Below are 24,018 nucleotides of genomic sequence, written 5' to 3'. Positions count from 1 at the left end.
CCTTGGGTTAATAAAACCAATAAAACTTATCTATATATAAACATAAAAAAGGATTATACAAGGGATGGTTTACAGGTTTTCATCTTGATTTCCCTTTGGGTTTTTGCTTGGCTGCCGGGTTGGTCTGCCCAACTTTCTTAACGGCCGGCTCTCCTTTTTAATGCAGAGCATATGTTTGCGTTTGTAAACCCGGATCTGTCCGGGCAGGTCCAGGCTTTTGGGGCCTGTGTTTTTCCGGGCAAGCCCCAGAATGTCCAGGATATGGGCGTGGGTGATCCTGCGCAGGTCTTTTTTTACCTGGCGTATTGCTTTGCGCAGGATGCGGTGAACCAGGGCCGGATGCAGGTCTTGAATATCCGGTATGGAGATCTTTATCTGGTCAGGGCAGGTCTGGATATGGAGATTTTCAAAGGCCTGGTCTGTCTGTTGAGTCATGAAATCATCTTCAAGGGAAATGATCTGGCTGAGCCGGGCCATTCCGGTTTTGATTTCCGGGTTAAACTCTTTTTCAAGAGAGGGAATCAGACCATTGCGGACCCGGTTGCGGAGAAAATGGGGATCTGAATTGGAGCCGTCTAGAACAAAGCCCTGGTCTGAGTCTTCTAAAAAGAGAAGAATATCTGATTTGGAGATCTGGATGAGGGGACGGATAATTTTTGTCCCCCGGACCGGGGCGATTCCCCGGAGTCCTAAGGGGCCGGATCCCCGGAGAAGATTCATGAGCACTAATTCCACATGGTCGTCCCAGTTGTGGCCTGTGGCAATCCGGGTATACCCTTTGGCTGCTGCCGTGTGTTTGAAAAACTCGTACCGGGCCTGTCTGCCCGCCTCTTCCAGGGATAATTTATTCTGGTCTGACAGGTCCCGGACATCCCGGGTTTCAACAACCAGCTCAAGACCATGGTCCTGGGCAAAGGCCCTGACAAAATTTTCATCTCCAAGGGATTCAATTCCCCTGAGGCAATGGTTGAGGTGGGCAAGTCCCAGACGAATGTCCAGCTCGTTTTTCAGGTCCAGGAGGACCCGGACCAGGGCGATGGAGTCCGGCCCTCCGGACAGGCCTACAAGGACGTGGTCCTTTGCCTTGAGCATCCCATGGGTTTGAATGGTTTCTAAAACCCGGGCTTGGACGTTTTGGGCTGTTTTTTTCATTTTAACAGGCAAACAAGGGGAGGTCCGCAGGCTGGATCAATCCGGCCCGGGCCCCATAATCAAAAAAACAATTCACGGCCCGGGTGCCAATCTCGCCGATATCCCTGGAAAATTTGTTCACATACAGGCTGATATGCTGCTGGATCACACCTTCCTCCATTTCCTGGGCATGGTTTCGGATATAGGATAATCCCTTGTCAGGATGGTCAAATCCATGGTCAATACTTTCCCGGATCAGGGATTGAATAGTACAGGCCCTGTCCGGATCCATATCCCTGCGCACGGCAATACATCCCAAAGGGATGGGCAGGCCGGTTTTGTTTTCCCACCAAAGGCCAAGATCGGTTTTCATTTCAAGGGCCATGTTCTGGAAAATAAAGCGTCCCTCGTGGATGATCACCCCGAAATCGGCTTTTTTCGCCTTGACTGCCGGCATGATTTTTTCAAAGGCCATGGGCAGGGCCTGGAATTTAAGCCCTGGAAAACAATTGGCCATGTAAAAGCAGAACAGATGATAGGCGGTGGTGCCCAGTCCTGGCACGGCCACAACCGGTTTTTTTTGGGAGCCCATCTTTCGTCCGGGCCGGGAGATGACCAAAGGGCCGCACCCCATTCCCAAGGCTGCCCCTGTCCTTAACAGGGCATACCGGTCCAGAAGATTGCCCAGGGCGGCCACACTGAGTTTGGTGATCTGGTATTTGCCCAGGGCGGCATGCTGGTTCAGGGTTTCCACATCCGCCAGCACTATGTTGAAGTCCATGGATCGGGTATCAATGAATTTTTCGGCGATCCCTTTGAAGATAAAGGTGTCGTTTGGACATGGGGAATAGGCTAAATCGTATTTTATGTTCATGGGTATTCATACCAAATTATCAACCGGGAATGCAATGCCTGATCCCGGAGATTAGGTGTGGATTTTTTTCCATGGAAATATGGGGCCTGATTCAATAAATCATGGTATGGTCTTTTATTAGGACAACCAAATAAGGAAAAAGACTCAATGGCAGAAACGACCTATGTATTATTTGACCTGGACGGCACCCTGAGTGATCCTTTGGAAGGAATTTCAAAATCCATCAATTATGCCCTTGGGGCCTTTGGGTATCCCCTGGCGCCGGAAGCCGAACTGGCCCGGTTTATCGGTCCGCCTCTGGATACCACCTTTGTGGAACTGACTGCCGGGGATGACCAGAGCCATATCATGGCCCTGGTGGAAAAGTTCAGGGAGCGTTTCAGGGAAAAGGGATACAGGGAAAATAAATTGTATCCCGGGGTGAAACAGGCCCTTGAGTCTCTGTATGCCAGAGAGATTCCCTTGGGGGTCTGCACCTCTAAACGCAGGGATTTTGCCGAAAAAATTCTTGCCATGTTCGGCCTGGATCATCTGTTTGACTTTGTCAGCGGCGGGGACGTGGGGATCAGCAAATCCAGTCAGATCAGGACCCTGCTGGAGATGAAAAAAATCTCCCGAGCCTCTGTGATGATCGGGGACCGGGATTCGGACATCCTGGCGGCCCGGGAAAACGACCTTTGCGGATACGGGGTGATCTGGGGATACGGAAGCCGGGAGGAACTGGAAAACGCAGGGTCGCTGGGGTTGTTTGAAGCCCCGGATGAGTGGAACCACATTTTCAGATAAGATTAAGGATATCAAACATGGGAAAACAGGTATTGGGCATATCAGGCAGCCCGATTAAAAACAGCAATACCGACCGTTTGATCAAAGCGGTTCTGGCCCGGACAGGATGTGATACCGAGTTTATCAAACTGAGCCAAATCAATGTCCGGCCCTGCATAGGGTGCAAAAGATGTGTCACGGATAATATCTGCAAGGTTGAAGATGATTTTCCGGCCCTGTCTTTGAAAATCCAGAATGCCCGGGCCATTGTTATTGGGGCCTACACCCCCTACGGGCAGATAGACGGGTTTACAAAAGCCCTGCTGGAGCGGTTCTGGTCCCTGAGACATGTGAACCACCTGCTCAATGGAAAACTCTGCGCCACCATTTTGACCAGCCTTTCGCCGAAAGCTGCCGTTTCTGTGAACCAGTCCCTGGCCATGGAGCTGGTGAATTACGAGCATATGGAATTGCTGGATCAGATCATTGTGCCTGGGAATCTGCCCTGCCTCAGCTGTGGAAAAGGCGATCAATGCAGCCAGAGCGGGGTCTCCCTGATGTACGGACGAGAGGCAAAAACATTTGATTATGGGTATTTTCGTGTGGAAGACCAGTCAAAGATCTGGGACCGGGCCATTGACCTGGGCCGCACCATAGAACGGCGTCTGTCCGCCTGATCATGGGAGGGTACCTGGGTCATCCAGGCAGGCATTGACAGGCACCAAGGTCGCAGGTATACTTAAATCATATTCATAATATTCTTTTTTTATACGCTTTGTTTAAATTGGATTTAAAGGGGTGCACGGCAACTTCCGGTTGGGTGCCGCCCATTGGTCAGGGAGGAGATCATGCTCAATTCCCTTCATTCGCGAATCATATTAACGGTCATGGGTATTGTTATCCTGACCCTATCCGGGATCAGTTTTTTTGTTCAAAAGGAGAATATCAACACCCTGTCCGAGATTCATGACGAGAACAACAGGAATTTTCTCAATGCAGTGGTTTTTAACGTGGAAAATGAACATAAAAGCCTTGAGTTCCATCGTCAGACAGCACTGAATATAAGAAAGGCAGAGCGGAAACACCTGGTCTCTATTGGAATCCAGGTAATTGAAGGGATTTATCAAAAATACCGTCAGGGTCTTTTGTCCGAGGCTGATGCAAAAACCCAGGCCAAATATATGATTTAAAAGATGCGGTATGACCGGGGAGCCGGGTATCTATGGATCAACGATATGGGGCGCCCCATCCCGAAAATGGTTATGCACGCCACCCTGCCATCTCTCAATAACAAGGTTCTGGATGATCCCAAGTATTATTGCACCATTCCCGACAAAAAAAATCTTTTTGTGGCCTTTGTGGATCTCTGCCGGAGCCAGGGCGGGGGATATGTGGATTATCTGTGGCCAAAGCCGGTTGAACAGGGATTTACCCAGGACCAGCACAAAATTTCCTATGTGGCCCTGTTTGAACCCTGGGAATGGGTGGTGGGCACAGGTGTCTATATTGACGATATTGAGGCAGATACGAAAAAACGGATGGAGGCCATTATCGGGGAATTGAGGCAGACCTTTTCCCAGTTGAAAATTTTTCATTCCGGATATGTAATAATATTCAATTCGGAAAAAGATATGATTGTTCATCCGGTTCTCGAGGGGGTAAGGGGGATTGAACTGATCAATCCGGCCACGGGCCATAATCTCCTGGAAGAACTCATGGTTGACGCCCGGACACCGGACAGGCGGTATGAGTATATCTGGGATAACCCCCCGGACCATGAAGGGGAGTACCGGTTTTTAAAAAGGGCCTATGTCAGGCATTTTAAACCCCTGGACTGGTATATTGTTTCTTCTCTGTATGTGGATGAGATCGAGGCGGATGTCCAGGCCCTTGGAAAAAAAATTTTTTCACTGGCCCTGGTGTTTCTCGGGGTCTCTGTTGTGCTGGCAGCCCTGCTGTCAAAGAGCCTGACCCGGCCTCTTGGGAAATTGATGACATCGGTAAAAAAAATCGGCAGCCAGGGCATTGCATCGGCAAAGATGCCTGAAACCGGGACCGTTGAAACCAAGGCCTTGGGCCGGATACTCAATCATATGATCAAGTCTGTGAACCAATCCATGGGGGAAAAACAGAATCTTGTGGATAAACTGGAAGATGCCAGGGACCATCTGGAACGGCGGGTGGCGGACAGGACATCTGAGTTGGAAATCGCCAACCAGGCGCTTATAACGGCCAAGGAAAAAGCGGAAATCGCCAACCAGGCCAAAAGCGAGTTCCTGGCAAATATGTCCCATGAGATCAGGACCCCCATGAACGCCGTTCTCGGGTTCACGGAAATTTTAAATGATAAGGTTATGGATCCAAAGCTCCGTTTTTATATCCAGTCCATTTATGGGGCAGGAAAAAATTTATTGCGGCCTATCAATGATATTCTGGATTTATCCAGAGTCGAGGCAGGAAAACTTGAGCTTTTCTATTCGCCTGTCAGTGTGGCAGATTTGTTCGACGAGGTCCGGGCCATGTTTGCCCCTAAAATAAAGGAGAGAGAGATTGAGTTTAAGCTTGCCATTTCCAGGGATTTCCCTAAATTTCTGCTTTTGGATGAGGCCCGGCTGCGCCAGATTCTGGTCAACCTGGTATCAAATGCCGTGAAATTTACAACCCAGGGGGAGATTTGCCTTAGTGCTTCCTGGGAGGCAGATAATAGTCCGGACCCGGTCTCTGTTGATCTCTACCTCTCTGTTTCCGATACGGGCATGGGCATGTCCCAGGAAGATACCGCCCATATTTTTGATGCCTTTGAACAGCTCAAGGAAGCCAGGGGGGCGGAATTCGGAGGCAGCGGCCTGGGGCTTGCCATCAGCCGCCGCCTGGTTGGAATGATGAAAGGCCGGATCCAGGTGACCTCTTCCCTGGGCATGGGCTCTCGGTTTGACCTGATTTTTCCCGGTGTTGAAACTGTTCGGGACCCGGTCTCCGGCCCGGGCAAAAAGATTGATCCCAAAAAGGTCTGTTTTACCAGGGCCAGGGTTCTGGTTGTGGATGATGTGGAGTATAACCGGGAGTTGTTAAGGCATCTGATGGGGGACTATGACCTTGAAATTTTATTGGCCCGGGATGGTGCTCAGGCCCTTGAAATGGCCCGGGAAGTCCGGCCGGATTTAATCCTGCTGGATATGAGAATGCCGGTGATGGACGGGTATGAGGCGTCAGCCCGGCTACGGCAGGATGAAAAGACCCGGTCTATTCCCATCATCGCCATTACCGTTTCTGCCATGAAAACAGATGAGGCAGAGATCCGAAAGATTTGTAACGGATATTTGCGAAAACCGGTTTCCCGGGCAGAGTTGGTGGGCGAGATGGTCAATTACCTTTCCTACACTTTGATGACTGATGAAGACCAAAGCCCGGCCTCTGTACCGGTTTCGGATCTTCTTTACAAAGCCCTGGACTCTTGTTCCGGGGTCAGGGCCCCATTGATGAAACAGGCTGGCCAGGGCAAGGAACTGGCCCGGCTCATGGCCATAGATAAAGTAGAGGCGTTTGCCGGAAAGATATCTGATATTGGCCGGGAATGTCGGTGTGAGCCTTTGTTAATATGGGCGGATGAATTGCTGGGCCTGGCGGATCGGTTTGAGCTGGACGGGATTGGAGCGGCCTTGACTGAATTTGACAAGGCCATGGAAGCGTACCTTGCTCAAAAAGGAAAGGCATAAACTGAATGCAGATTTATAGGAACAGCGAGATCAGGATACTGGTGGTGGATGATGCCCGGAAAAATATTCAGGTCATCGGGCATCTGCTCAGGGGGCAAGGATTTAAGGTTAGTGTGGCCCAGAACGGTGAACAGGCCCTGGAAATTGCCAAAATGAGTAAACCGGACCTGGTGCTTCTGGACATCATCATGCCGGAAATAGACGGGATTGAGACCTGCCGCCGGATGAAGGCAAATCCTGAAATGAAAGATATTCCCATTATTTTTTTAAGTGCATTGTCCGAGTCCGCAGATAAGGTCAAAGGATTAAAGGCCGGTGCGGTGGATTATGTGACCAAACCCATTGATTCAGAAGAATTACTGGCCAGGCTCAGGCTGCATTTGACCATGAAAATTCTCCAGCATGACCTGGAATCCCAGGTCAAGATCAGAACCCAGGAACTGAGTCTGGCCAATGCGGCTCTGAAAAAGCGTGAAGAGGATTACAAGTCAGTGATGACCGCGGTTCCGGACCCCATTGTTGTGTATGACCTTAAACGGTCTCCTTTGTATATTAATCCGGCATTTACCCGGGTGTTTGGCTGGGAATGGAAGGATTTGAATTGGATTTTATTTTGGAAAGCGAATACGAGCGGACCATTGAGGCCTTTTCCACCACCATTCAAGAGGGCTATCTGGGAGGCTTTCATACCCAGAGGTATACCAAAACAGGAGAGGTCCTGGACGTCAGTATCACGGCTGCGGTCTTTAAGAACTCCTCGGGAAAGGTTGCCGGGGCAGTGACCAATCTCAGGGATATTACCGAGTGGAAACAGACTCAGGAGGTCATGATTCAGAATGAAAAAATGATGTCCCTGGGCGGGCTGGCCGCAGGCATGGCCCATGAGATAAAAAATCCTCTGGGCGCTGTGATCCAGAGTGCCCAGGTTATCCAGAACCGTTTGTTCAAGTCTCTTCCGGCCAACCTCAGTGCGGCACGGGACTGCGGCCTTGATATTGATGCCCTTCACGCCTATTTGACCCAGCGGAAAATTGACACCCTTTTGGACCAGTTCTATGAGGCGGGAATCCGGGTGAACACCATTATAGACAACATGCTTTCCTTTAGCCGGAAGAGTGAGTCACGGCAGCTTCCCTGCGATTTGTGCCAACTCATGGACAAAGCCCTTGATCTGGCCTCCCAGGATTATGATTTGAAAAAAAATTATGATTTCAGGCGGATTATTGTCCAAAGGAAGTATGATGATAATCTTCCCATGGTCTGCTGCGAGGAATCCAAGATAGAGCAGGTGCTTTTTAATATATTGAAAAACGGGAGTGAGGCCATGCATGAGGCTGGAACAGAGAAGCCGACCTTTGTTCTGGCCATTTATCCGGGAAAGGATACGGTCTGTATTGAGATCCGTGATAACGGACCCGGGATGGACAGGGAGGTCCGGAAGAAAATTTTTGATCCTTTTTTTACCACCAAGGGATCAGGGACCGGCCTGGGGCTTTCTGTTGCCTATTTTATTATCCGCCAGGGCCATGGGGGTGATCTTGAGGTTGAATCCCGGCCCGGAAGCGGTACCCGGTTTACCATCTGCCTGCCCCTGGCCCGGGACTGAGCAAACGAAATATTCGGGAGTCAGCCCCAGGTAAATATGTTTGTTCTTTTAAAGATGAACGAAGTCCATGGGCTGCTGGTCAAACTCCAGGCCCTGGTCGATCCGTGCCAATACCTTTTCTTTGTCTTGTGGGAATTGATATCCTTCGTAATCATGGGTAAAGACCAGCTCGCCCCCGGGGGTCCGCCAGAAATTGCCGGCATGGTCAAAGCAGACCTTTGAGGTGAGGTCCAAGGCGGATATCATGGTTTTGAGTTCCAATAGCTGTTCCCTGGGGGTGAGCAGGGAGAGTTCTCCCTTTTGCACCTGGTCCCAGAGGGGGGTTCCGGGAATGGGCCTGAAAGGCCGGGACCGGATATAATGGGGATTGATTCCATTGAGCACCCGGGCCGTATTTTCGGCATGGGCCAGGGACCTGAGTTTTCCCCCCAGGCCGGGCATCCAGTATTCCGAGACCTGGAAGCCTGCGTCCATGGCTTTTTTTCCCCCCTGTATCTGTCCTGAACTGTCCACCCCTTTTTTGATCTGTTTGAGCAGGACGTCGTCCCCGGTTTCCAGCCCCAGATGGACCCTGTCCAGCCCGGCGGCCCGGATGGATTTCAGGTTTGAAAGAGACCGCTGGGCAATGGTTCTTGCCCGGGCATAGGTGGTGATCCGGGTGATCGAAGGAAAAGTGCTTTTTAAATATCTTAAGGCCTCAACAAGATCTTCTGGCCTCATGATCATGGAATTTCCGTCCTGGATAAAGGCGGTCCTGCCCCCGGATACCAGCCATTGGATGAGCATGTCCGCTCCCTGGTGATAGTTGAGGCCAGGATTTTGGTCAATCAGGGCCATGATGGCTTCCCGGGTGATTTCTCCCCCCTGGCCCAGACCCGCAGATGCGGATTTCAAATCCCGGGCCAGGGCAGCCATGGCATGGATATCCGACTTGATTTCTTCCAAAGACCTGGGTTCGAATTTTTCCCCTTTGTACATGGCGCAGAAGGTGCAGTGGTTCCAGGGGCAGTTCCGGGTGAATCGGACCAGAAGGGAGGCGCTTCCCCCTTCGCTTGGGGGACGGTATATGCCGGTTTCAAAGGGATAGTCTTGGGTGTTCATGGGTTTTCCCCGCTTGTGAGTTGGTTTGAATTTTTTCCTTTTTTAAATTATTTTGTAAATCCTACCATATCCGGCATTCCACAACAATTGGAATCCCTGGAAGAATTCAACGGATCTTTACTTTTTGTTTGGGGTGATTATGGTGTGATGGATCAATAACCCTGAAAAAACGGCCCAGAAAAAAATGAAACAGGACCAAGAAACCGCTGCTGTCCAGATAAGAGATCCCCAGGAAGAGACCCCCTCTATTGTCCCCTTAACGCCCTTGCCGGAAACCTTTGCCGATCATGCCAAGGAGTTGGACCGGATCATTGTCCGGGGAGCCAAGGAGCACAACCTTAAAAATATTGATGTGGAAATTCCCAAGAAACGTCTGGTGGTGATCACCGGGGTATCGGGTTCGGGCAAGTCCAGCCTGGCATTTGATACCATTTTTGCCGAAGGCCAGAGGCGGTATGTGGAGTCCTTGTCCTCCTATGCCCGCCAGTTTATCGGGCAGATGGAAAAACCCAGGTACGATACCATCCGGGGGCTTTCACCCACCATTGCCATTGAGCAGAAGGCCGCCTCCAAAAACCCCAGGTCCACCGTGGGCACCATTACGGAAATCTACGACTATCTCAGGGTGCTCTTTGCCCGGGTGGGCACCCAATACTGCTATAAATGCGGCAATAAGGTGGGCCGGGGCCATGCCCAGTCCATGGTCTCCCAGATTATGGATTTGCCCCGGGGGTCTAAGATTCTGATCCTGGCACCCATTGTGGAGAACCGCAAGGGAGAGCACCGGGAACGATTGGGAGAACTTAAACAGGAGGGGTATGCCCGGGTCAGGGTGGACGGGGTGGTCCAGGATCTTGAAAATGTCCAGACCCTGGCCAGAAATAAAAAACACCATATTGAAGTGGTGGTGGATCGGCTGGTGGTTAAATCCGGCGGGAAATTTGAAGAGCGGCTTACTGACTCGGTGGAAGCGGCCCTTAAATTGGGTTCAGGCCAGCTCATCGTCCATATGGTGGGACGGGAGGACCTAAAGATGAGCGAGGCCAGATCCTGCTGCGGCATTGCCTACCCTGAACTCACTCCCCAGATTTTTTCGTTCAACTCCCCCCTGGGCATGTGCTCGGACTGCAACGGAATCGGCACTCTTCTGGCCATGGACCCGGACAAGGTGGTGCCGGATAAAACCTTGAGCATCCGTGAGGGTGCTGTGATCCCATGGAAAAATTATTTTATGAAAAACCCCAGGTTCCAGAATGACAATTCCTGGGGCAAGGGACAGCTGCTGGCCATGGAAGACCAATGGGGAATTGATTTTGACCTGCCCTGGGAAAAGCTGCCTCAAAAACAGAGAAACCTGCTTCTCTACGGGTCCCGGACAAAACAGATGACCGTGAACTGGAATTCAGCCAAGATCCAGGGGCAGTTTTCAAGGACCCATGAGGGGCTGATTCACACCCTGATGCGGCGGTACAGAAATACCCAGTCCGAACACCAGAAAAAATACTATGCCAATTTCATGACCGCATCCACCTGTCCTGCATGCCGGGGGAAGCGGCTGCGGAATGAGATCCTCCATGTGTTCATTAAAAACAAGTCCATCATTGATCTGACAGGGATGACCGTAAAAGAGGCCTATGATTTTGTCACGGCTCTGGATCTTTCCGGAAACAAGGGGTTGATTGCCGAAGAACTGCTCAAGGAAATTTCCGACCGCCTGGGGTTTTTGGTCAACGTGGGACTGGATTATCTTTCCCTGGACCGTTCAGGGCCGACCCTGTCCGGAGGAGAGTCCCAGCGTATCCGTCTGGCCTCCCAGGTGGGGTCGGAACTCACCGGGGTCCTGTATATTCTGGACGAACCCTCCATCGGCCTTCACCAGCGGGATAATATCAAATTGCTGTCCACCCTCAAGCATCTGCGGGATATTGGCAATACCCTGCTCATTGTGGAGCATGACCAGGAAACCATGGAAGAATCGGACTGGATCATTGATATCGGACCGGGAGCCGGGCATCTGGGGGGAGAGATCGTGGCCCAGGGAAGTCCCGGGCAGATCCGGAACAACCCGGCCTCCATCACCGGCAGATTTCTTACGGGAAAAGATGCCATTGCCATTCCTGGAAAACGGCGGACACCCAAGGCCAATAAATGGATTTCCATTGTCGGGGCAACGGAAAATAATTTAAACAATCTGACCGTGAAAATTCCCGTGGGCCTGGTTTCTGCAGTGACCGGAGTCTCGGGTGCAGGCAAGTCCACCCTGGTCAACCAGATCCTCTACCCGGCCCTGGCCGTGGCCCTGAACAATTCTCAGATGAGTGTGGGCCGACATAAAAAAATAACCGGCCTCTCACACATCAACAAGGTGATCAACATTGACCAGAAACCCATCGGCAGGACCCCGAGAAGTAATCCCGCCACCTATACCAAGGTCTTTGACTTTATCCGGGATTTCTTTGCCCTGCTGCCCGAATCCCAGGCCAGGGGGTATAAAAAGGGGCGGTATTCGTTTAACGTAAAGGGGGGGCGGTGCGAGGCCTGCAAGGGCGACGGATATATCAAGGTGGAAATGCATTTTCTGGCAGATGTGTTTGTGCCCTGTGAGGTCTGTGCCGGCAAACGGTTCAACAAGTCCACCCTGGAAATTCAATACAAGGACCACTCCATTGCCGATGTCCTGGATCTTTCCGTGGTCCAGGCAAGAGAGCTGTTTGAAAGCCATCCAAAGATCTCCAGAATTCTGGATACCCTCATGGATGTAGGACTTTCCTATATCAAATTAGGACAGGCGGCCACCACCCTGTCCGGGGGAGAGGCACAGCGGATCAAGCTGGCCCGGGAGCTTGCCAAGCGGGACACTGGAGATACCCTGTATATTCTGGATGAGCCCACCACCGGCCTTCATTTCCAGGATGTGAGGCTGTTGCTGGATGTGATCCAGCGACTGACCGCTGCCGGGAATACCGTGATTATCATCGAACACAATCTGGACGTGATCAAGACGGCTGACTGGGTGATTGATATCGGGCCTGAAGGGGGGAGTGCAGGGGGCAAGATCGTGGCTGAAGGCCCTCCTGAAACGGTGGCTGAAAATGAGAACAGCCATACCGGACGATATCTCAAGCCACTTTTGTCCAATTAAGGGCATAGGCGACTCAAGTGCCTATACCCCAACCTTGTAAACATCATCAAGGGTTAGGCACTCAGGGGCAAACCCATGATTGTGCCCTGGCAGAGCCGAAGGATGAATTTGATCAGATTTTTTAAAAAGATGTGCCCGATCTGTTGTTTGATTGCTCTGTTATCAGTGCCCCTGCCTGTTTTGGCCCTGGACAGCCGGGAAATCTTATGGGCAGACTGTCCGGACCGCCTGTCCTGCCGGAAGGATACAACCAGCCGGAGCCGGATCTGCCTGGAGTTCAAGAGGGAAAAGGGTCAGTGCCGGGCAGGGGGCATGGTCGGAGGGGAGCATATTTCCACCGTCCGGGTGAGGGCCGGCCAAGGGGCCTGGTTTCTGGTTCTGTTCAAAAAAATAAATGGAACGCCTGAACATTGGATTCAGGGAAGAGGCATCCAGGTCCATTATATCGGCAACGGTCAGACATGGGTGAAAACCGGGGATGGTTTTTTTGATATCCGAGTTTCTGCCCATCCTTACGGCGAGTTCAGCTTGTTTGTCAAACAGTTGGCCCCAAAATAACCGGCCCTTTCCTGACGGCCCGAATATTTCATGAGATTTTAAGTGTTTTGCCTCATCTGCTGCGTTACAGTCCGCTCGCAGTAAAGGACTACGGCTTCTCGGTCTGTGCCTTGCAGCTAAGGCAAAAACGCTTTGTGAAATATGCGGGTTAGGTCTATAAAATTTTGTCAATATCCAGGATGCCAATCAATTGGGTGTCTGTTTTTAGCACCCCTTCAAGGAACTGACCTTTTACCCCGTTGACATTTGCGGGTGCCGGTTCAATCTCCGTTTGTCCGGCCGAAATCACGCCTTCTATGGAATCAACCCGAAGCCCGATATACTCGTTTTGGGAGTTGACAATCACATTCCTGTTTTCAGAAGAGGTTTTTACCGGTTCAAGTGCAAGTTTTCTGCCCAGGTCAATGATGGTCACGATCCTGCCCCTTAGATTGAGTATGCCTTTGATATTATCCTGGGCCTGGGGGACCTTTGTGACTTCAAGGTGTTTATTGATTTCCTGAATCTTTAATAGATTGATCCCGAAAAGGGCGCCGCCTACCCTGAATGTTGAAAATTCAATTTCCCGGCCCAGGGCCCGGGAGCTGTTATTTGTCATTTTTACATTTCTTCCTTTGTTAGGGGTTTTTTTAAATTAAAAATCCAACCTTTCAACTCATGGTAAAATTTTTTGAACATCCTGGGTCAGCCCTTTTTGAATGGATGACAGCAGTCCTTGGGTATCAAACTTGGTCAGATACGCATCAATGCCGGCCCTGTTGCCTTCTTCCATATGCCTGGGACTTGAAAGGGATGTCAGGGCAATCACCTTTAAATGGGAAAACCGGGCATCCTCTTTTATTTTTCGGGTTAGCTCAAATCCATCCATATTGGGCATTTCCACATCCGTGATCACCAGGTCAATTTTGCCGGAATCCTGTTCAAGGATATCCCAGGCAGCCCGGCCGTCTTGGGCCGTAATTACTTTAAAGCCGTATCCTGCCAGGAGAGCCTTGAACTTATCCCTGAAAAATTCAGAATCCTCTGCCAGCAAAAGGGTTTTCCCCGCCACAGCCTCTTTGGAAAGGTCTTGGCCTTGGCCAAACCCGTTGGGGTCAATTTGTTGAATCAGCTGGAATATGTCCACCAGAAGCGTGGTATGGGATCCAATGGTCATTGAACCGCTGATACCCTCCTGGGTTAAGAAGGACTGGTCAATATTGAGTCTGACTTCAACCGCATCAACCGGTGGTGACACCATGAGTCCCGCCTCTTTCCCATTTAGCTTGAACACAATGACTTCCTGGAACCGGGTTTGGGGGAGGTCGGAAAATTCTTGAACCTGTTCCAGGTCGTACAGGGGCAGTGTCCCCCCCCCCCCTGTACTGTACCACCCGCTGGCGGCCCACTTGTTCAATGGTATTGGTCTCTATTCTCTCAATCCGTTCCACAAGACAGAGCGGCACGGCAAAATATTCCTTGGCCCCATTTTTAAAGGTCAGCAGGGCTGCATTCTCATTTTCTGCATCGGTGCAGGCGGTATCTGGGGTGGCCGGCTGGCGGTTGTCCATGGCATCCAGTCCGGCCATCTGGGCCAGATTGGCAATATCAAGAATCAGGGCCACCCTGCCGTCTCCCATAATGGTGGCCCCGGCATAGGCGGAACAGGATTTCAAATGCCTGCCCACGGGCTTGACCACGATTTCTTCGGAATCATGAAGTTCATCCACAACCAGGCCGTATTTATAGGCTCCGGCAGAGACAACAGCGATATTCACGGCCTTGGGGATATGAACTCTTCTGTCCCGGCCCTGGCGGTGAAATTGCGCCTCTTTTGAGGCCGGGCAAGATCCGGTTTCAGGATCTGTCCGGTTTGACCGCCGGTCTGCGATATTTTTCCTGTTATCAACTTGTCTATTCCCGGTTTCAGGATTCAAAAATGTTTTTTCAAGTCCCAGCATCTGGGCCAGGTTGAGTAAGGGGAGCAGTTCTCCCCTGAGCCAGACCACTTCAGCATCCCCCACCCGCTCAATGCGGTCGTTGATTTCATCTCCCGGAACCCGTATTAACTCGTTTAAGTTGACCTGGGGGATGGCATACCGCTCTTCTGCCACAATGGTGACCTGGCTGAGAATAATGGCCAGGGTCAGGGGCAGGCGAATCTGAACATCCGTGCCCCTGCCCGGCCGGGTATCCAGGTCTATTGTCCCGCCAAGGCCTTCAATATTGGTGGTCACCACATCCATACCCACGCCCCGGCCGGAGACATCGGTCACCTCTCTGGCGGTGGAAAGGCCGGGCATGAGGATCAGCTCCAACTTTTGTTTTTTTGTCATCTGGGCCAATTGCTCTTCTGTGATCAGTCCCTTGGACAGGGCGGTGTTGGATATCTTTTCAGGATCCATGCCTTGGCCGTCATCACAGATGAGGATATTCACCTGACCTGCATCATGAAAGGCCTTAATCATAATTTTTCCCCTGGGATCCTTGCCGGCCTTTTTCCGCTGGTCCGGCAATTCAATCCCGTGATCAACCGCATTTCTGACAAGATGGGTTGAAGGATCGCTGATGGCCTCGAGAATGGTCTTGTCCAGTTCAACCTCTTTTCCCTCGAGCACCAGTTCTATTGATTTCTCCAGCTGGCCGGAGAGATCCCTGACCACCCGTGTAAATTTGCCCAGGATATTGCCGATGGGCTGCATCCGTGTCTGCATGATGGCCTCCTGACGTTCCGAGGTAATCATATCAATGCGCTGGCCGGACAATTCAGTGGCCTTGGTATTGAGGGTGCCGATGCCCTGGAGCAGTTGATTCCGGCTTAATACCAGTTCACCGGCCAGTGTCATCAAAGTATCCAGCAGCCTTACATTCACCCTTAGGGAGGATTTGGCTTCAGGCGGGGTAATCTGTTCTGTCATTTCATGTTTCCTTGTCAGGTGTATGCCTGCCTGCCCGGAGGCAGGCAGGATAAGTTTAGAGTTTAAATCGGTTGACCATTTCATTCAGGCTTTCAGACAATTGGGACAACTCCGAGGCACTGGTCTTGACCTGAAGGCCGCCAGTCTGGATTTCTTCTGTGGCCTGGCTGACCTGGCTGATATCTTTGTTGACTTCTCCCACAACCGCAGAGGTCTGATTCACACTATTGTTGACTTCCTGGACCCCTGCTGCTGCCTGGGTAACATTGGTGGTAATCTCCTGGGTGGTGGCAGATTGCTCTTCAATGGCCACGGCCACGGATCCGACAATGGTGTTGATCTCATTGATGACCTCCACAATGGATCCAATGGCCTTAACAGATTCCTGGGTGGTGGACTGAACCCCTGCGATCTTAGTGCTGATTTCGCTGGTGGCCTCGGCGGTCTGCTGGACCAGGGCCTTGATCTCTCCTGCCACAACGGCAAAGCCTTTGCCGGCTTCCCCGGCCCTGGCCGCTTCAATGGTGGCGTTCAAGGCCAGAAGGTTGGTCTGCTCTGAAATGTCGGCAATGGTCTCGGTGACCTGGCTGATCTCAGAGGCGGCGATTCCTAAATCATCCACCTTTTTGGAAACTTCTCCTGCGGTTGTCACGGCCTGGGCAGTGGTTTCACTGCCCTTGGCCGTATTGGAGGCGATTTCATTGATGGTGGCCGACATCTCTTCCACTGCCGCCACAATGGTCTGGATATTTGCCGTGGTCTGTTCTGTTGCCGCTGCCACGGCATTCATGTTTGCGGACATTTCCTCGGATGCGGCTGCCACGCCGTTGGCCTTTTCAGAGGTCTGTTCCGAATTGGAAGACATCTGTTCGGAAATCGTGGACAATTCACTGGATGAACTGCTCAGGGTATGGGCCCCGTCCTTGATGTTTTGGAACATATGGGAGAGTGTTTCCGTCATCTCCTTCATGCTGGCATAAACGCCCTGGATCTTGCGGTTTTCTGTGTCAAAGGAGATGGCCAGGTTGCCTTTGGCAATCTCTTCTGCAATCTGTTCGATCTCTGCGGGATCCCCCCCAAGCTGTTTTAAAATTCCGCTGACCACAAAAAATATCACGGCCAGGCCGGAAACCACGGCCAACAGGCTGATCACAACAATCATCTTCACGGCATTTTGATTGGCAGCTTCCAGGCGGGGGCCGATCTCATCCTGGTCTTTTTTAATATCCAGTTTAACCTCTTCCACCTTTTCGGCAACAAGGTGGCCAATATGGTTCAGGGTCTCGTCAATCACCTTGTTCCGGGCAAATAGGGTCTCAACCAGGGTGTTAAAACTATTCATATACGCGGATCCCTCATCCTGGGCCCTGGCCAAGAATCTGCGGCGCTCGGGGTTTTCCAGTTCCCGGTCCAGGATAGTGATTTCCCGGCTCAGCGCTTTGAACTCTTTGTGAACCCGGTCTGTGTCCTTTTGGCTATTGGTGTCCAGAAATTTCATCACGTAGAGCCGAGCCAAAAGCATGTGTTTTAAGACAATACCGGCCTGGTAGGCTGCGGTGCTGTCCCCGTCCTTTTCTGCCGAGACCATGATGCCGGTCAGGGCTTTTTCCATGGAAGGTCCCTTAACAGAGAGCACCTCATTGACCAGGTGATTTCTCTGGTTTTTGAAATTGACGACCTGGTCAACCCCTTTTCGGTAATTGCCAAGGGCTGCTTCAATTTCATCGATTAACGCGGCCCGTTTGGGTGCCTGGATCTCTTGTTGGGCTTGGGCCTGGAAGGCCGCTACCTTTTTCCAGCGTTCTTCAAAGTCGGCCAAAGCCTCGTTGCTGCCTGAGATCAAATAGTCTTTAACATTCATTTCAACGGTCAGCATATTGGCCTGGAGCCGCCCCACAAGATTGGCATCCCGTACCATTTCCCGGTATTCATGGAAACCTGAAGAGGCATGGTTTAAGGAGGAGTAACCGATCAGGGCAACCACAAGAAGCAGAACAAGCAGGAGGGAGAACCCGCCAATCAATTTTACTTTTAAGGACAGCTTTTTTTTATTCATTTTCAACTCCGATTTTCATTTCTGTTGGATTAATTATCATTTCGTCCTTGGCGAACCGATACCAATTTTTTTATATTTGCCAAAGTGTTTGGAGATGCTTTAACGTCCTTTTTTCACAGCTCCTCCAAGGCCCGAGGCAATCACGAACAATGTTGGTTATTGATGATTTTTCATTTAGATTTTTCCTTTCTCGATTCAATGGTTGGTGGATTACAGCGGGGTTGCAGAGCCTGGATAAAGCCTTCCTTGTGCATGGCCCCAAGGGTGTTTTGAACCTGAACCGGAAAGGATTCAGGCAGGGTTTTTAAGGCTTTTCTGGAAAATGCAATAAAGGCAGGCCTGTCCCGGGCGGAAAATAAAGGCAAATGTTTTATCTTGGTTTGCCTGCCATGGTTTTCAATATGTGCGAGAACATGAAAGGTGTTGTGGATAAACCCGTCCAGCCGTCCCCGGATCAGCATGTCAATCAGCTGATCCGTACGCTCGGCATCAATGGTGCGGATCATTTTTTTTTCGGCCGCAACAATAAATTCACCGGGGATTAGGAAGCCGCGTTTGTGGCCGATCAACCCGCCTTGAAAGTTCACCGCCTTGGCCTTGTCAATGGGGTTGGCGTTTAAAATAAAGAGGCTCTGGGATATTCTGGCCAACGGGACATTGCAGATAAAAAGGGCATACTCATCTCTTTTGGGGGTAAAAAACGCCCCGGCCATACCCGTGACCTGGCCCGACCGGGTCATGCAAAGCACCCGCTTGAACGGCAGAATTTTAATCCGGTGTTCATACCCCATCCGTTGGAACAGCTCACCAAGGATATGGGCATAGATCCCTCTGGATTCATTGTTGACCTGGTAACTGTATGGCCTGTAATGATCCGTGCAGGCCATGGTGATTTCTTCTGCCCAGACCCTGCCTGAAAAGACCAACGCAAGAAAGACGAGACCCCCCGATATTTTGATCTGACTGGCCATATATCTATGCTGTCATCCCTTTTGCCCGGGCCTTTGCCGGAGACAGCAGCCATTGCGCCTTTTAATCTGACTTTTTTTGTTCTTTGCCATCCTCGCCTTTCATCACTTTAGAACGGATTAACCGCTTTAAATTAGCAAACGGTTTCCAATGAAAAGCAAAAGGAGTGCCATGCGTGCGGCATTGGCCCGGTCTGGTCGTGCGGTTAACGCACAGAAGCGCCCGGCCGTTGAATCATTCCCTGCTTTGAATTTTATTCATCCGCCGGTTTAGGGAAAACCGGCTGATTCCCAGCATATCTGCGGCCTGGGTTTTGTTCCCCCCGGTCTTGGACAGGGCATCCTGGATCAGGTTTTCTTCGGCCTTGAGCAGTACCATATCAATGGGAAGGCTTAGGCCAGATGTTTTTTCTACGGGCTTTTCCCTGGGCATATCCTGTGGTCCTTGGGTCATTTCTTCGGGGAGAAGATCTGGGCCTATGACATCCCCCCTGGAAAAAATCACGGCCCGCTCAATGGCGTTTCTCAACTCCCTAACATTGCCGGGCCAGGCATAGGATTCAAATATGGTTTCCACCGCAGAAGAGAGGGACGAGGCCGGTTTGCCCATATCCTTTGCAAACGCTTCTAGAAAATAATTGGCCAGCGGCAGGATATCCTCCTGCCGCACCCTCAGGGGCGGGGTATGAAGGCTGACCACATTGAGGTGGTAATACAGGTCCTGCCTGAATGTTTTATTCTCAATGGCAGCATCAAGATCCTGATTGGTGGCCGCGATGATTCTGACATCCACCTGGATGTCCTTTCCGCTCCCCAGCCGTTTGAACTTCTTTTTTCCAGGAAAAGAAGCAGCTTGGCCTGAATTGCCATGGGCATTTCTGCAATTTCGTCCAAAAAGATTGTTCCGTGATCAGCAATTTCCAACAACCCTTTTTTGGCCTGTTTGGCATCTGTAAAAGCCCCTTTTTCATGGCCGAACAATTCGCTTTCGATCAGGGATTCAGGCAGAGAGGCGCAATTGATTTCCATAAAGGGAAAGCTGGAGCGCCGGCTTTTAAAATGGATGGCACTGGCCACAAGCTCTTTTCCGGTACCGCTCTCCCCCCGGATCAGAACCGTTGTCCTGTCCGCCTCAGTCAGGGTTTCAATCTGGTTGTAAAGATCCATCATCTTTTGGCTCTGGCCCACCAGGTCTGAATACCGATAGATTTTCCGGTTCTGATGCCTCAGGTAAATGACTTCCTGTTTTAGCTTTTGTTCCCTTAAGGCCTGTTTGACCCTTTCTTTGAGTTCTTCAAGTTCAAAGGGTTTGTTTATAAAATGAAAGGCCCCGGCCTTGACGATGGTCTTTGTATCCCCGAAGGCCGTCATCATGATAACAGCGATATCCGGGGTATGGCGGATCATTTTTCGGAGGACTTCAATACCGCCCATTCCGGGCAGGCGCAGATCCAAAAGCACCACAGAGGGAGAAAAGGCCTTAACCTGGGTCAGGGCTTCCTCGCCTGTCTGAGCGGTCTGAACCTTATACCCGTCTTCAGAAAAATCAATTTCAAGGGATTGGCACAATACAGTTTCATCATCGACTATCAATAGTTTTCTCGAGCGCATCAACTTGTCCTCTTGTCTGGTTTTGTCATATTCCGGCGCAATGCTGCGGGATCGGCAGCCGGCAGAATTAGGGTCATGCGGGTGCCTTGGCCATGGGTGCTGGTGATAAATATCACCCCTTTATTATTTTCCACAAGCTTGTGAACAATGGAAAGCCCCAGGCCGCTCCCCTTTGGGCTTGTGGTGAAAAAGGGGTTAAACACCAGGTCAAGATCTTTTTTCTTTATGCCTGAGCCGGTGTCGGTGAATGTGATTTCCAAACCGTTTTGGGTTGAGCCCTTGGCCTGGGGAGATTCTCCTTTCCCCTTTTTTCTTTTTAAACGATCTTCGGGGACGGTCTTCAGGGATATGGTAAGCTTACCGCCATCAGGCATGGCGTTTACAGCGTTGAGAATGATGTTTAAAAAAATCTGCTGAACCTGCTCCCGGTCGGCAAACGCCGGCGGCCCTTCACCGGTATGGGGTTGGATCACCTCTATCCCGGCCTTTTTTATGGTATCCTTTAACAGGCCCAGGGTCTTTTCCAGGATGCCTCCGATATCAGCGGGGCCGGGGTAATGGGGGGTAGAGCCTGAAAAGGTGACCAGGTCCGTCACAATAGTGTTGAGCCGGTCAATTTCATTTAGAATCCCGGCGATCAGTACCTGTTGTTTTCCCTGGGTGATTTTCCGGGCCAGGACCTGGCAGCAGGCTTTCATTCCCGCCAGGGGGTTCCTTATTTCATGGGCAATGCCGGCAGACAAAACCCCGAGGGAGGTCAGTTTATCCACCCGGATCATGAGCGATTCCATCTGTTTTTTCAGGGTCACGTCCCTGATATCGGCAATGGCGCCCATCACCTGTCCGGATCTGTCATTGAGCAATGAGGTGGTAAATTTCGGGAATGTTCAGAATTCTGTGTCACGGTTTCGGTTCCCGGATCTGCCTCAGCGCCAGCGGAAGTAAAAGTCAGGTCCGAGAATGGGCCTTCAATCAGCCACGTCGGAGGAGTTGACTTTTGCTGGAGTGGAGTTCCTGGAACCATCTTTTCCATCTGTAAATAAATCCCTATCAAATTCCCAGCTCTTTATCCAGCCGGCCTTCAAAGAAAATTGCCAACTGGGAAATTGTCAGTGACCAATTTTGAATCGGCATTGTCCATTTTTTACTGGCGTTCTGGATCCCCATGTAAAGCAGCTTTAACAGGCTGTCCTGGTTCGGGAATGATCCCTTTGTTTTGGTCAGTTTTCGAAACTGTCGATGCACAGCCTCAATGGTATTTGTGGTGTATATTATCCGTCGAATCTCTTCTGGATATTTAAAGAAATGACTGAGGCGTTCCCAGTTGTTCCGCCAGGATTTTATCACAATCGGGTATTTGTCATTCCATTTATTTTCCAAGATATCCAGTTCTTCTTCGGCCAGATCCTTATTGACCGCTTTATAAACACGTTTTAGATCTGCCCAGTGATGTCCGGTTAGGTTTTTGCTTGCTCAATAATTTTTTGATCTTTGACAATATTGTCCCTGTTTGAACTATGAGAGCCCTGCTCCTCGCAGCCAAACAGGTCATTTAGAATGGCGGTTCGCAGCTGCCGAACTCTTTTGATCGTGACCTTTTCATTAAACTGTTTTTGGCAATGGATTGCCAGTAACAGGTAAGTGATAAGGCCGCCAAGAATCTGAACCATAAGGCCGTATTCACTGCGGGCAATGAGATGATATACCTTCAGATGTTCTTTCCACCATTTGAAAAAATCCTCAATGGTCCACCGGAGTTTATAAATTGTTGCTATTTGTTCCGCTGTTAAATCATGCCTGTCAGTTGCCACATAGTATTTGACGCCAGCAATTTTATAGCCAACAACCCGAACAGGCCTTTTCGTCTGGTTTTGATTCGGAGTACCAAGTTTAACCAGTGCATCATAAAAAATGTAGCTGTCGGAAGGGGTCTCGTGGTTATCAATAATTGTTCTTGTTGTCCTGGTTTTTATACGGCAGACAAAATGTTTGCCTTGCTCCTGAAGCAGGTCAAATTCTTTATGGGATTGATATCCACGATCCATAACACCTGTTTGCCCCTTGGAAAGTATTTTGGGAACAAAAGTGCGTTCAGCGCCGTTGCCTTCAGTCAAAAAGATTTTGTTTGGGATTCCGTGATTAATGTCAAATCCGCAATGTACTTTGGCTTTTTTACTTCCTTTTCTGTAGTTCGCCCAGTGCATTGAAAGGACTGCATTTATGAGACTACCGTCAATGGAAACCAACTCTCCTAACTCGGCGTGTTCACCCGGATGACACTCAAGAGCCTGTTTATAAAGATCCTCAAAGATAAATTGCAGTTGTTCGAGTCCCCTGTGATTGATGGCTTCACAGAAACTACTACGGCTGATACCACCGTCTGGCGCAATATTTTCTTTAGCAAAAACATTCTCCTTGAGATCCTGAATTAAATGTCGGGCAGACTTGTGCTCCTGAAGATGGAAATAAACCAAAGCATTTATCTGGTCTTCGAATGTCATTTTTAAAGGGCGGTCTCCTCGAGATTGTAATTCCGGTGCTTTTGAAAGTGACTTTATCAGAGGGCACCTGAAATTGTCAAAGTTCAGGGACCGTAGTTGTTTTTTAGGGACTGAGATGTGCGTCATTTGAGCTCCTTGAGTTAAATTTTCAAGGCGCACAAAAATTTTTACGCACATTTGTCAACACAAAACCGACTGTTTTTTCAATGATTTTAGATGCTTTTTATATGCAACAACCTAACCGGACACTACTGAGATCTGCCATAAATTCCTTTTTATTTTTGGAACCAACGTATTTCAATGAATTTCGGATCTGGTGGACTACGCAGAGTTGAACTTCTGTGTCCGGGAATATGGTCTCAATGGCCTCGGGAAAACCTTTTAGACCATCAACACAGGCAATCAGGATATCTTTTACCCCTCGGTTTGAAAGGTCTGTTAACACCTGCAGCCAGAAGTTCGCACCCTCATTCTCGGATATGTACAGCCCAAGAACCTCTTTGCGGCCCTCGATATTCACCCCAAGAATTGTGTAAACGGCTTTGCTGCCGACCTTTCCGTTTTCTCGTACTTTATAATGTATGGCATCAAGCCATACGATTGGGTACACATTTTCCAACGGCCTGGCCTGCCATTCTTTGACGGTATGGATGATTTTATCGGTAATGGTGCTCAGAGTGGCATTTGAAATCTCAAGTCCATAGATTTCCTGTAAATGGGAAGCCATATCATTATAACTCATGCCCAGGCCGTAAAGGGCTATTATCTTTCTTTCAATTTCATCGCTGAGCGTTGTCTGATGTTTTTTGACGATCTGTGGAGAGAAGGTTCCGGCCCTGTCACGCGGGGTTTCCAGCTCAAATTTACCATCCAGGGATTTAATGGTCTTTTTGCTTTTTCCATTACGGCGGTTGGCAGAAACTTCCTGCCCGAGATGGGACTCCAACTCTCCTTCAAGAGCAGCTTCAGCAAGATTTTTGATTAATGATGTAAGGACGCCGCCCTTACCTGTGAAGGGTTTACCTTCCTGGATGCCTTTAAGGGCTTTTTGAAAATCAAATTCGGTGTTTTCTTCGGGCATGTCAGTTCTCC

16 protein-coding genes and 4 pseudogenes are annotated in these 24,018 nt (G+C 50.2%); 8 read left to right on the top strand and 12 right to left on the bottom strand.

Translation table 11 applies throughout. The features are described from left to right. Positions 1 to 69 precede the first annotated feature (69 nt). Positions 70 to 1,152 (bottom strand): tRNA lysidine(34) synthetase TilS, encoded by a 1,083-nt coding sequence (gene tilS / locus HUN05_01105; protein WDP83935.1) that lies wholly within the window; start codon positions 1,150 to 1,152, stop codon positions 70 to 72. A 1-nt stretch (position 1,153) separates the two neighbouring features. Further along, positions 1,154 to 2,005: a 1,4-dihydroxy-6-naphthoate synthase gene (locus HUN05_01100; protein WDP83934.1), complete on the bottom strand. Its 852-nt coding sequence runs from the start codon at positions 2,003 to 2,005 to the stop codon at positions 1,154 to 1,156. Between the two features lie 147 nt (positions 2,006 to 2,152). On the opposite strand from HUN05_01100, the gene HUN05_01095 reads away from it, so the two are divergent. From HUN05_01095 to HUN05_01070, 6 genes and pseudogenes are all read left to right on the top strand, one after another. Continuing rightward, positions 2,153 to 2,791, top strand: a complete 639-nt coding sequence (locus HUN05_01095) for an HAD hydrolase-like protein (protein WDP83933.1) — start codon at positions 2,153 to 2,155, stop codon at positions 2,789 to 2,791. A 17-nt stretch (positions 2,792 to 2,808) separates the two neighbouring features. Beyond that, positions 2,809 to 3,447: a flavodoxin family protein gene (locus HUN05_01090; GenBank protein ID WDP83932.1), complete on the top strand. Its 639-nt coding sequence runs from the start codon at positions 2,809 to 2,811 to the stop codon at positions 3,445 to 3,447. A 171-nt stretch (positions 3,448 to 3,618) separates the two neighbouring features. Continuing rightward, positions 3,619 to 3,960, top strand: a complete 342-nt coding sequence (locus HUN05_01085) for a hypothetical protein (protein ID WDP83931.1) — start codon at positions 3,619 to 3,621, stop codon at positions 3,958 to 3,960. A 3-nt stretch (positions 3,961 to 3,963) separates the two neighbouring features. Then, positions 3,964 to 6,486, top strand: coding sequence for a cache domain-containing protein (locus tag HUN05_01080; GenBank protein ID WDP83930.1), 2,523 nt, complete (start codon positions 3,964 to 3,966; stop codon positions 6,484 to 6,486). A 5-nt stretch (positions 6,487 to 6,491) separates the two neighbouring features. After that, positions 6,492 to 6,884 (top strand): annotated as a pseudogene (locus tag HUN05_01075) (response regulator). Between the two features lie 215 nt (positions 6,885 to 7,099). Further along, entirely contained in the window at positions 7,100 to 8,092 is a 993-nt protein-coding gene (locus HUN05_01070) for a hypothetical protein (GenBank protein WDP83929.1), read from the top strand. A gap of 48 nt (positions 8,093 to 8,140) precedes the next feature. Here HUN05_01070 and HUN05_01065 read toward each other — a convergent pair whose 3' ends face one another. Next, positions 8,141 to 9,193 carry a radical SAM protein gene (locus HUN05_01065; protein WDP83928.1) on the bottom strand — a complete coding sequence of 351 codons (1,053 nt, stop codon included), beginning with the start codon at positions 9,191 to 9,193 and terminating at the stop codon, positions 8,141 to 8,143. A 184-nt stretch (positions 9,194 to 9,377) separates the two neighbouring features. Here HUN05_01065 and uvrA point away from each other — a divergent pair, with 184 nt between their 5' ends. Beyond that, positions 9,378 to 12,335, top strand: a complete 2,958-nt coding sequence (uvrA, locus tag HUN05_01060) for an excinuclease ABC subunit UvrA (GenBank protein ID WDP83927.1) — start codon at positions 9,378 to 9,380, stop codon at positions 12,333 to 12,335. Between the two features lie 147 nt (positions 12,336 to 12,482). Then, positions 12,483 to 12,893: a hypothetical protein gene (locus tag HUN05_01055; protein ID WDP83926.1), complete on the top strand. Its 411-nt coding sequence runs from the start codon at positions 12,483 to 12,485 to the stop codon at positions 12,891 to 12,893. Between the two features lie 154 nt (positions 12,894 to 13,047). On the opposite strand, the gene HUN05_01050 is transcribed toward HUN05_01055, so the two are convergent. From HUN05_01050 to HUN05_01010, 9 genes and pseudogenes are all read right to left on the bottom strand, one after another. Beyond that, positions 13,048 to 13,491: a purine-binding chemotaxis protein CheW gene (locus HUN05_01050; GenBank protein WDP83925.1), complete on the bottom strand. Its 444-nt coding sequence runs from the start codon at positions 13,489 to 13,491 to the stop codon at positions 13,048 to 13,050. A gap of 57 nt (positions 13,492 to 13,548) precedes the next feature. Then, positions 13,549 to 15,874: pseudogene (locus tag HUN05_01045) on the bottom strand (chemotaxis protein CheW). Continuing rightward, positions 15,846 to 17,846, bottom strand: coding sequence for a methyl-accepting chemotaxis protein (locus tag HUN05_01040; GenBank protein ID WDP83924.1), 2,001 nt, complete (start codon positions 17,844 to 17,846; stop codon positions 15,846 to 15,848). Before HUN05_01040 ends, HUN05_01045 begins: the two are co-directional and overlap by 29 nt. Before the next feature lie 170 nt (positions 17,847 to 18,016). Then, the gene (locus tag HUN05_01035; protein WDP83923.1) at positions 18,017 to 18,817 is read right to left on the bottom strand and encodes a transporter substrate-binding domain-containing protein; all 801 of its coding nucleotides are present in this window, start codon (positions 18,815 to 18,817) and stop codon (positions 18,017 to 18,019) included. A gap of 232 nt (positions 18,818 to 19,049) precedes the next feature. Continuing rightward, positions 19,050 to 20,425: pseudogene (locus HUN05_01030) on the bottom strand (sigma-54-dependent Fis family transcriptional regulator). After that, positions 20,425 to 21,261: a hypothetical protein gene (locus tag HUN05_01025; protein WDP83922.1), complete on the bottom strand. Its 837-nt coding sequence runs from the start codon at positions 21,259 to 21,261 to the stop codon at positions 20,425 to 20,427. The pseudogene HUN05_01030 and the gene HUN05_01025 overlap by 1 nt, the downstream one beginning before the upstream one ends. Positions 21,262 to 21,475: 214 nt before the next feature. Continuing rightward, positions 21,476 to 21,868, bottom strand: a pseudogene (locus HUN05_01020) (transposase). 14 nt (positions 21,869 to 21,882) lie between these two features. Beyond that, complete coding sequence (locus tag HUN05_01015) at positions 21,883 to 23,052, bottom strand: IS4 family transposase (GenBank protein WDP87864.1); 1,170 nt, start codon at positions 23,050 to 23,052, stop codon at positions 21,883 to 21,885. Positions 23,053 to 23,149: 97 nt separating this feature from the next. Then, positions 23,150 to 24,007: an IS256 family transposase gene (locus HUN05_01010; GenBank protein WDP83921.1), complete on the bottom strand. Its 858-nt coding sequence runs from the start codon at positions 24,005 to 24,007 to the stop codon at positions 23,150 to 23,152. Positions 24,008 to 24,018: the final 11 nt, after the last annotated feature.

This window comes from Desulfobacter sp. (genome assembly GCA_028768545.1).
In the GTDB taxonomy this organism is placed as follows: domain Bacteria; phylum Desulfobacterota; class Desulfobacteria; order Desulfobacterales; family Desulfobacteraceae; genus Desulfobacter.
The sequence above is the reverse complement of the archived record's forward strand: the minus strand, read 5'-3'. Positions and strand labels throughout refer to the sequence as shown.

What these genes read in the sequence shown, in the direction of transcription:
- HUN05_01025 (WDP83922.1), bottom strand. Translation starts at nt 21,261, where the DNA reads ATGGGCGCCATTGCCGATATCAGGGACGTGACCCTGAAAAAACAGATG.
- HUN05_01035 (WDP83923.1), bottom strand. Translation starts at nt 18,817, where the DNA reads ATGGCCAGTCAGATCAAAATATCGGGGGGTCTCGTCTTTCTTGCGTTG.
- HUN05_01085 (WDP83931.1), top strand. Translation starts at nt 3,619, where the DNA reads ATGCTCAATTCCCTTCATTCGCGAATCATATTAACGGTCATGGGTATT.
- HUN05_01065 (WDP83928.1), bottom strand. Translation starts at nt 9,193, where the DNA reads ATGAACACCCAAGACTATCCCTTTGAAACCGGCATATACCGTCCCCCA.
- HUN05_01050 (WDP83925.1), bottom strand. Translation starts at nt 13,491, where the DNA reads ATGACAAATAACAGCTCCCGGGCCCTGGGCCGGGAAATTGAATTTTCA.
- HUN05_01080 (WDP83930.1), top strand. Translation starts at nt 3,964, where the DNA reads ATGCGGTATGACCGGGGAGCCGGGTATCTATGGATCAACGATATGGGG.
- tilS (WDP83935.1), bottom strand. Translation starts at nt 1,152, where the DNA reads ATGAAAAAAACAGCCCAAAACGTCCAAGCCCGGGTTTTAGAAACCATT.
- HUN05_01090 (WDP83932.1), top strand. Translation starts at nt 2,809, where the DNA reads ATGGGAAAACAGGTATTGGGCATATCAGGCAGCCCGATTAAAAACAGC.
- HUN05_01040 (WDP83924.1), bottom strand. Translation starts at nt 17,846, where the DNA reads ATGAATAAAAAAAAGCTGTCCTTAAAAGTAAAATTGATTGGCGGGTTC.
- HUN05_01015 (WDP87864.1), bottom strand. Translation starts at nt 23,052, where the DNA reads ATGACGCACATCTCAGTCCCTAAAAAACAACTACGGTCCCTGAACTTT.
- HUN05_01100 (WDP83934.1), bottom strand. Translation starts at nt 2,005, where the DNA reads ATGAACATAAAATACGATTTAGCCTATTCCCCATGTCCAAACGACACC.
- uvrA (WDP83927.1), top strand. Translation starts at nt 9,378, where the DNA reads ATGAAACAGGACCAAGAAACCGCTGCTGTCCAGATAAGAGATCCCCAG.
- HUN05_01095 (WDP83933.1), top strand. Translation starts at nt 2,153, where the DNA reads ATGGCAGAAACGACCTATGTATTATTTGACCTGGACGGCACCCTGAGT.
- HUN05_01010 (WDP83921.1), bottom strand. Translation starts at nt 24,007, where the DNA reads ATGCCCGAAGAAAACACCGAATTTGATTTTCAAAAAGCCCTTAAAGGC.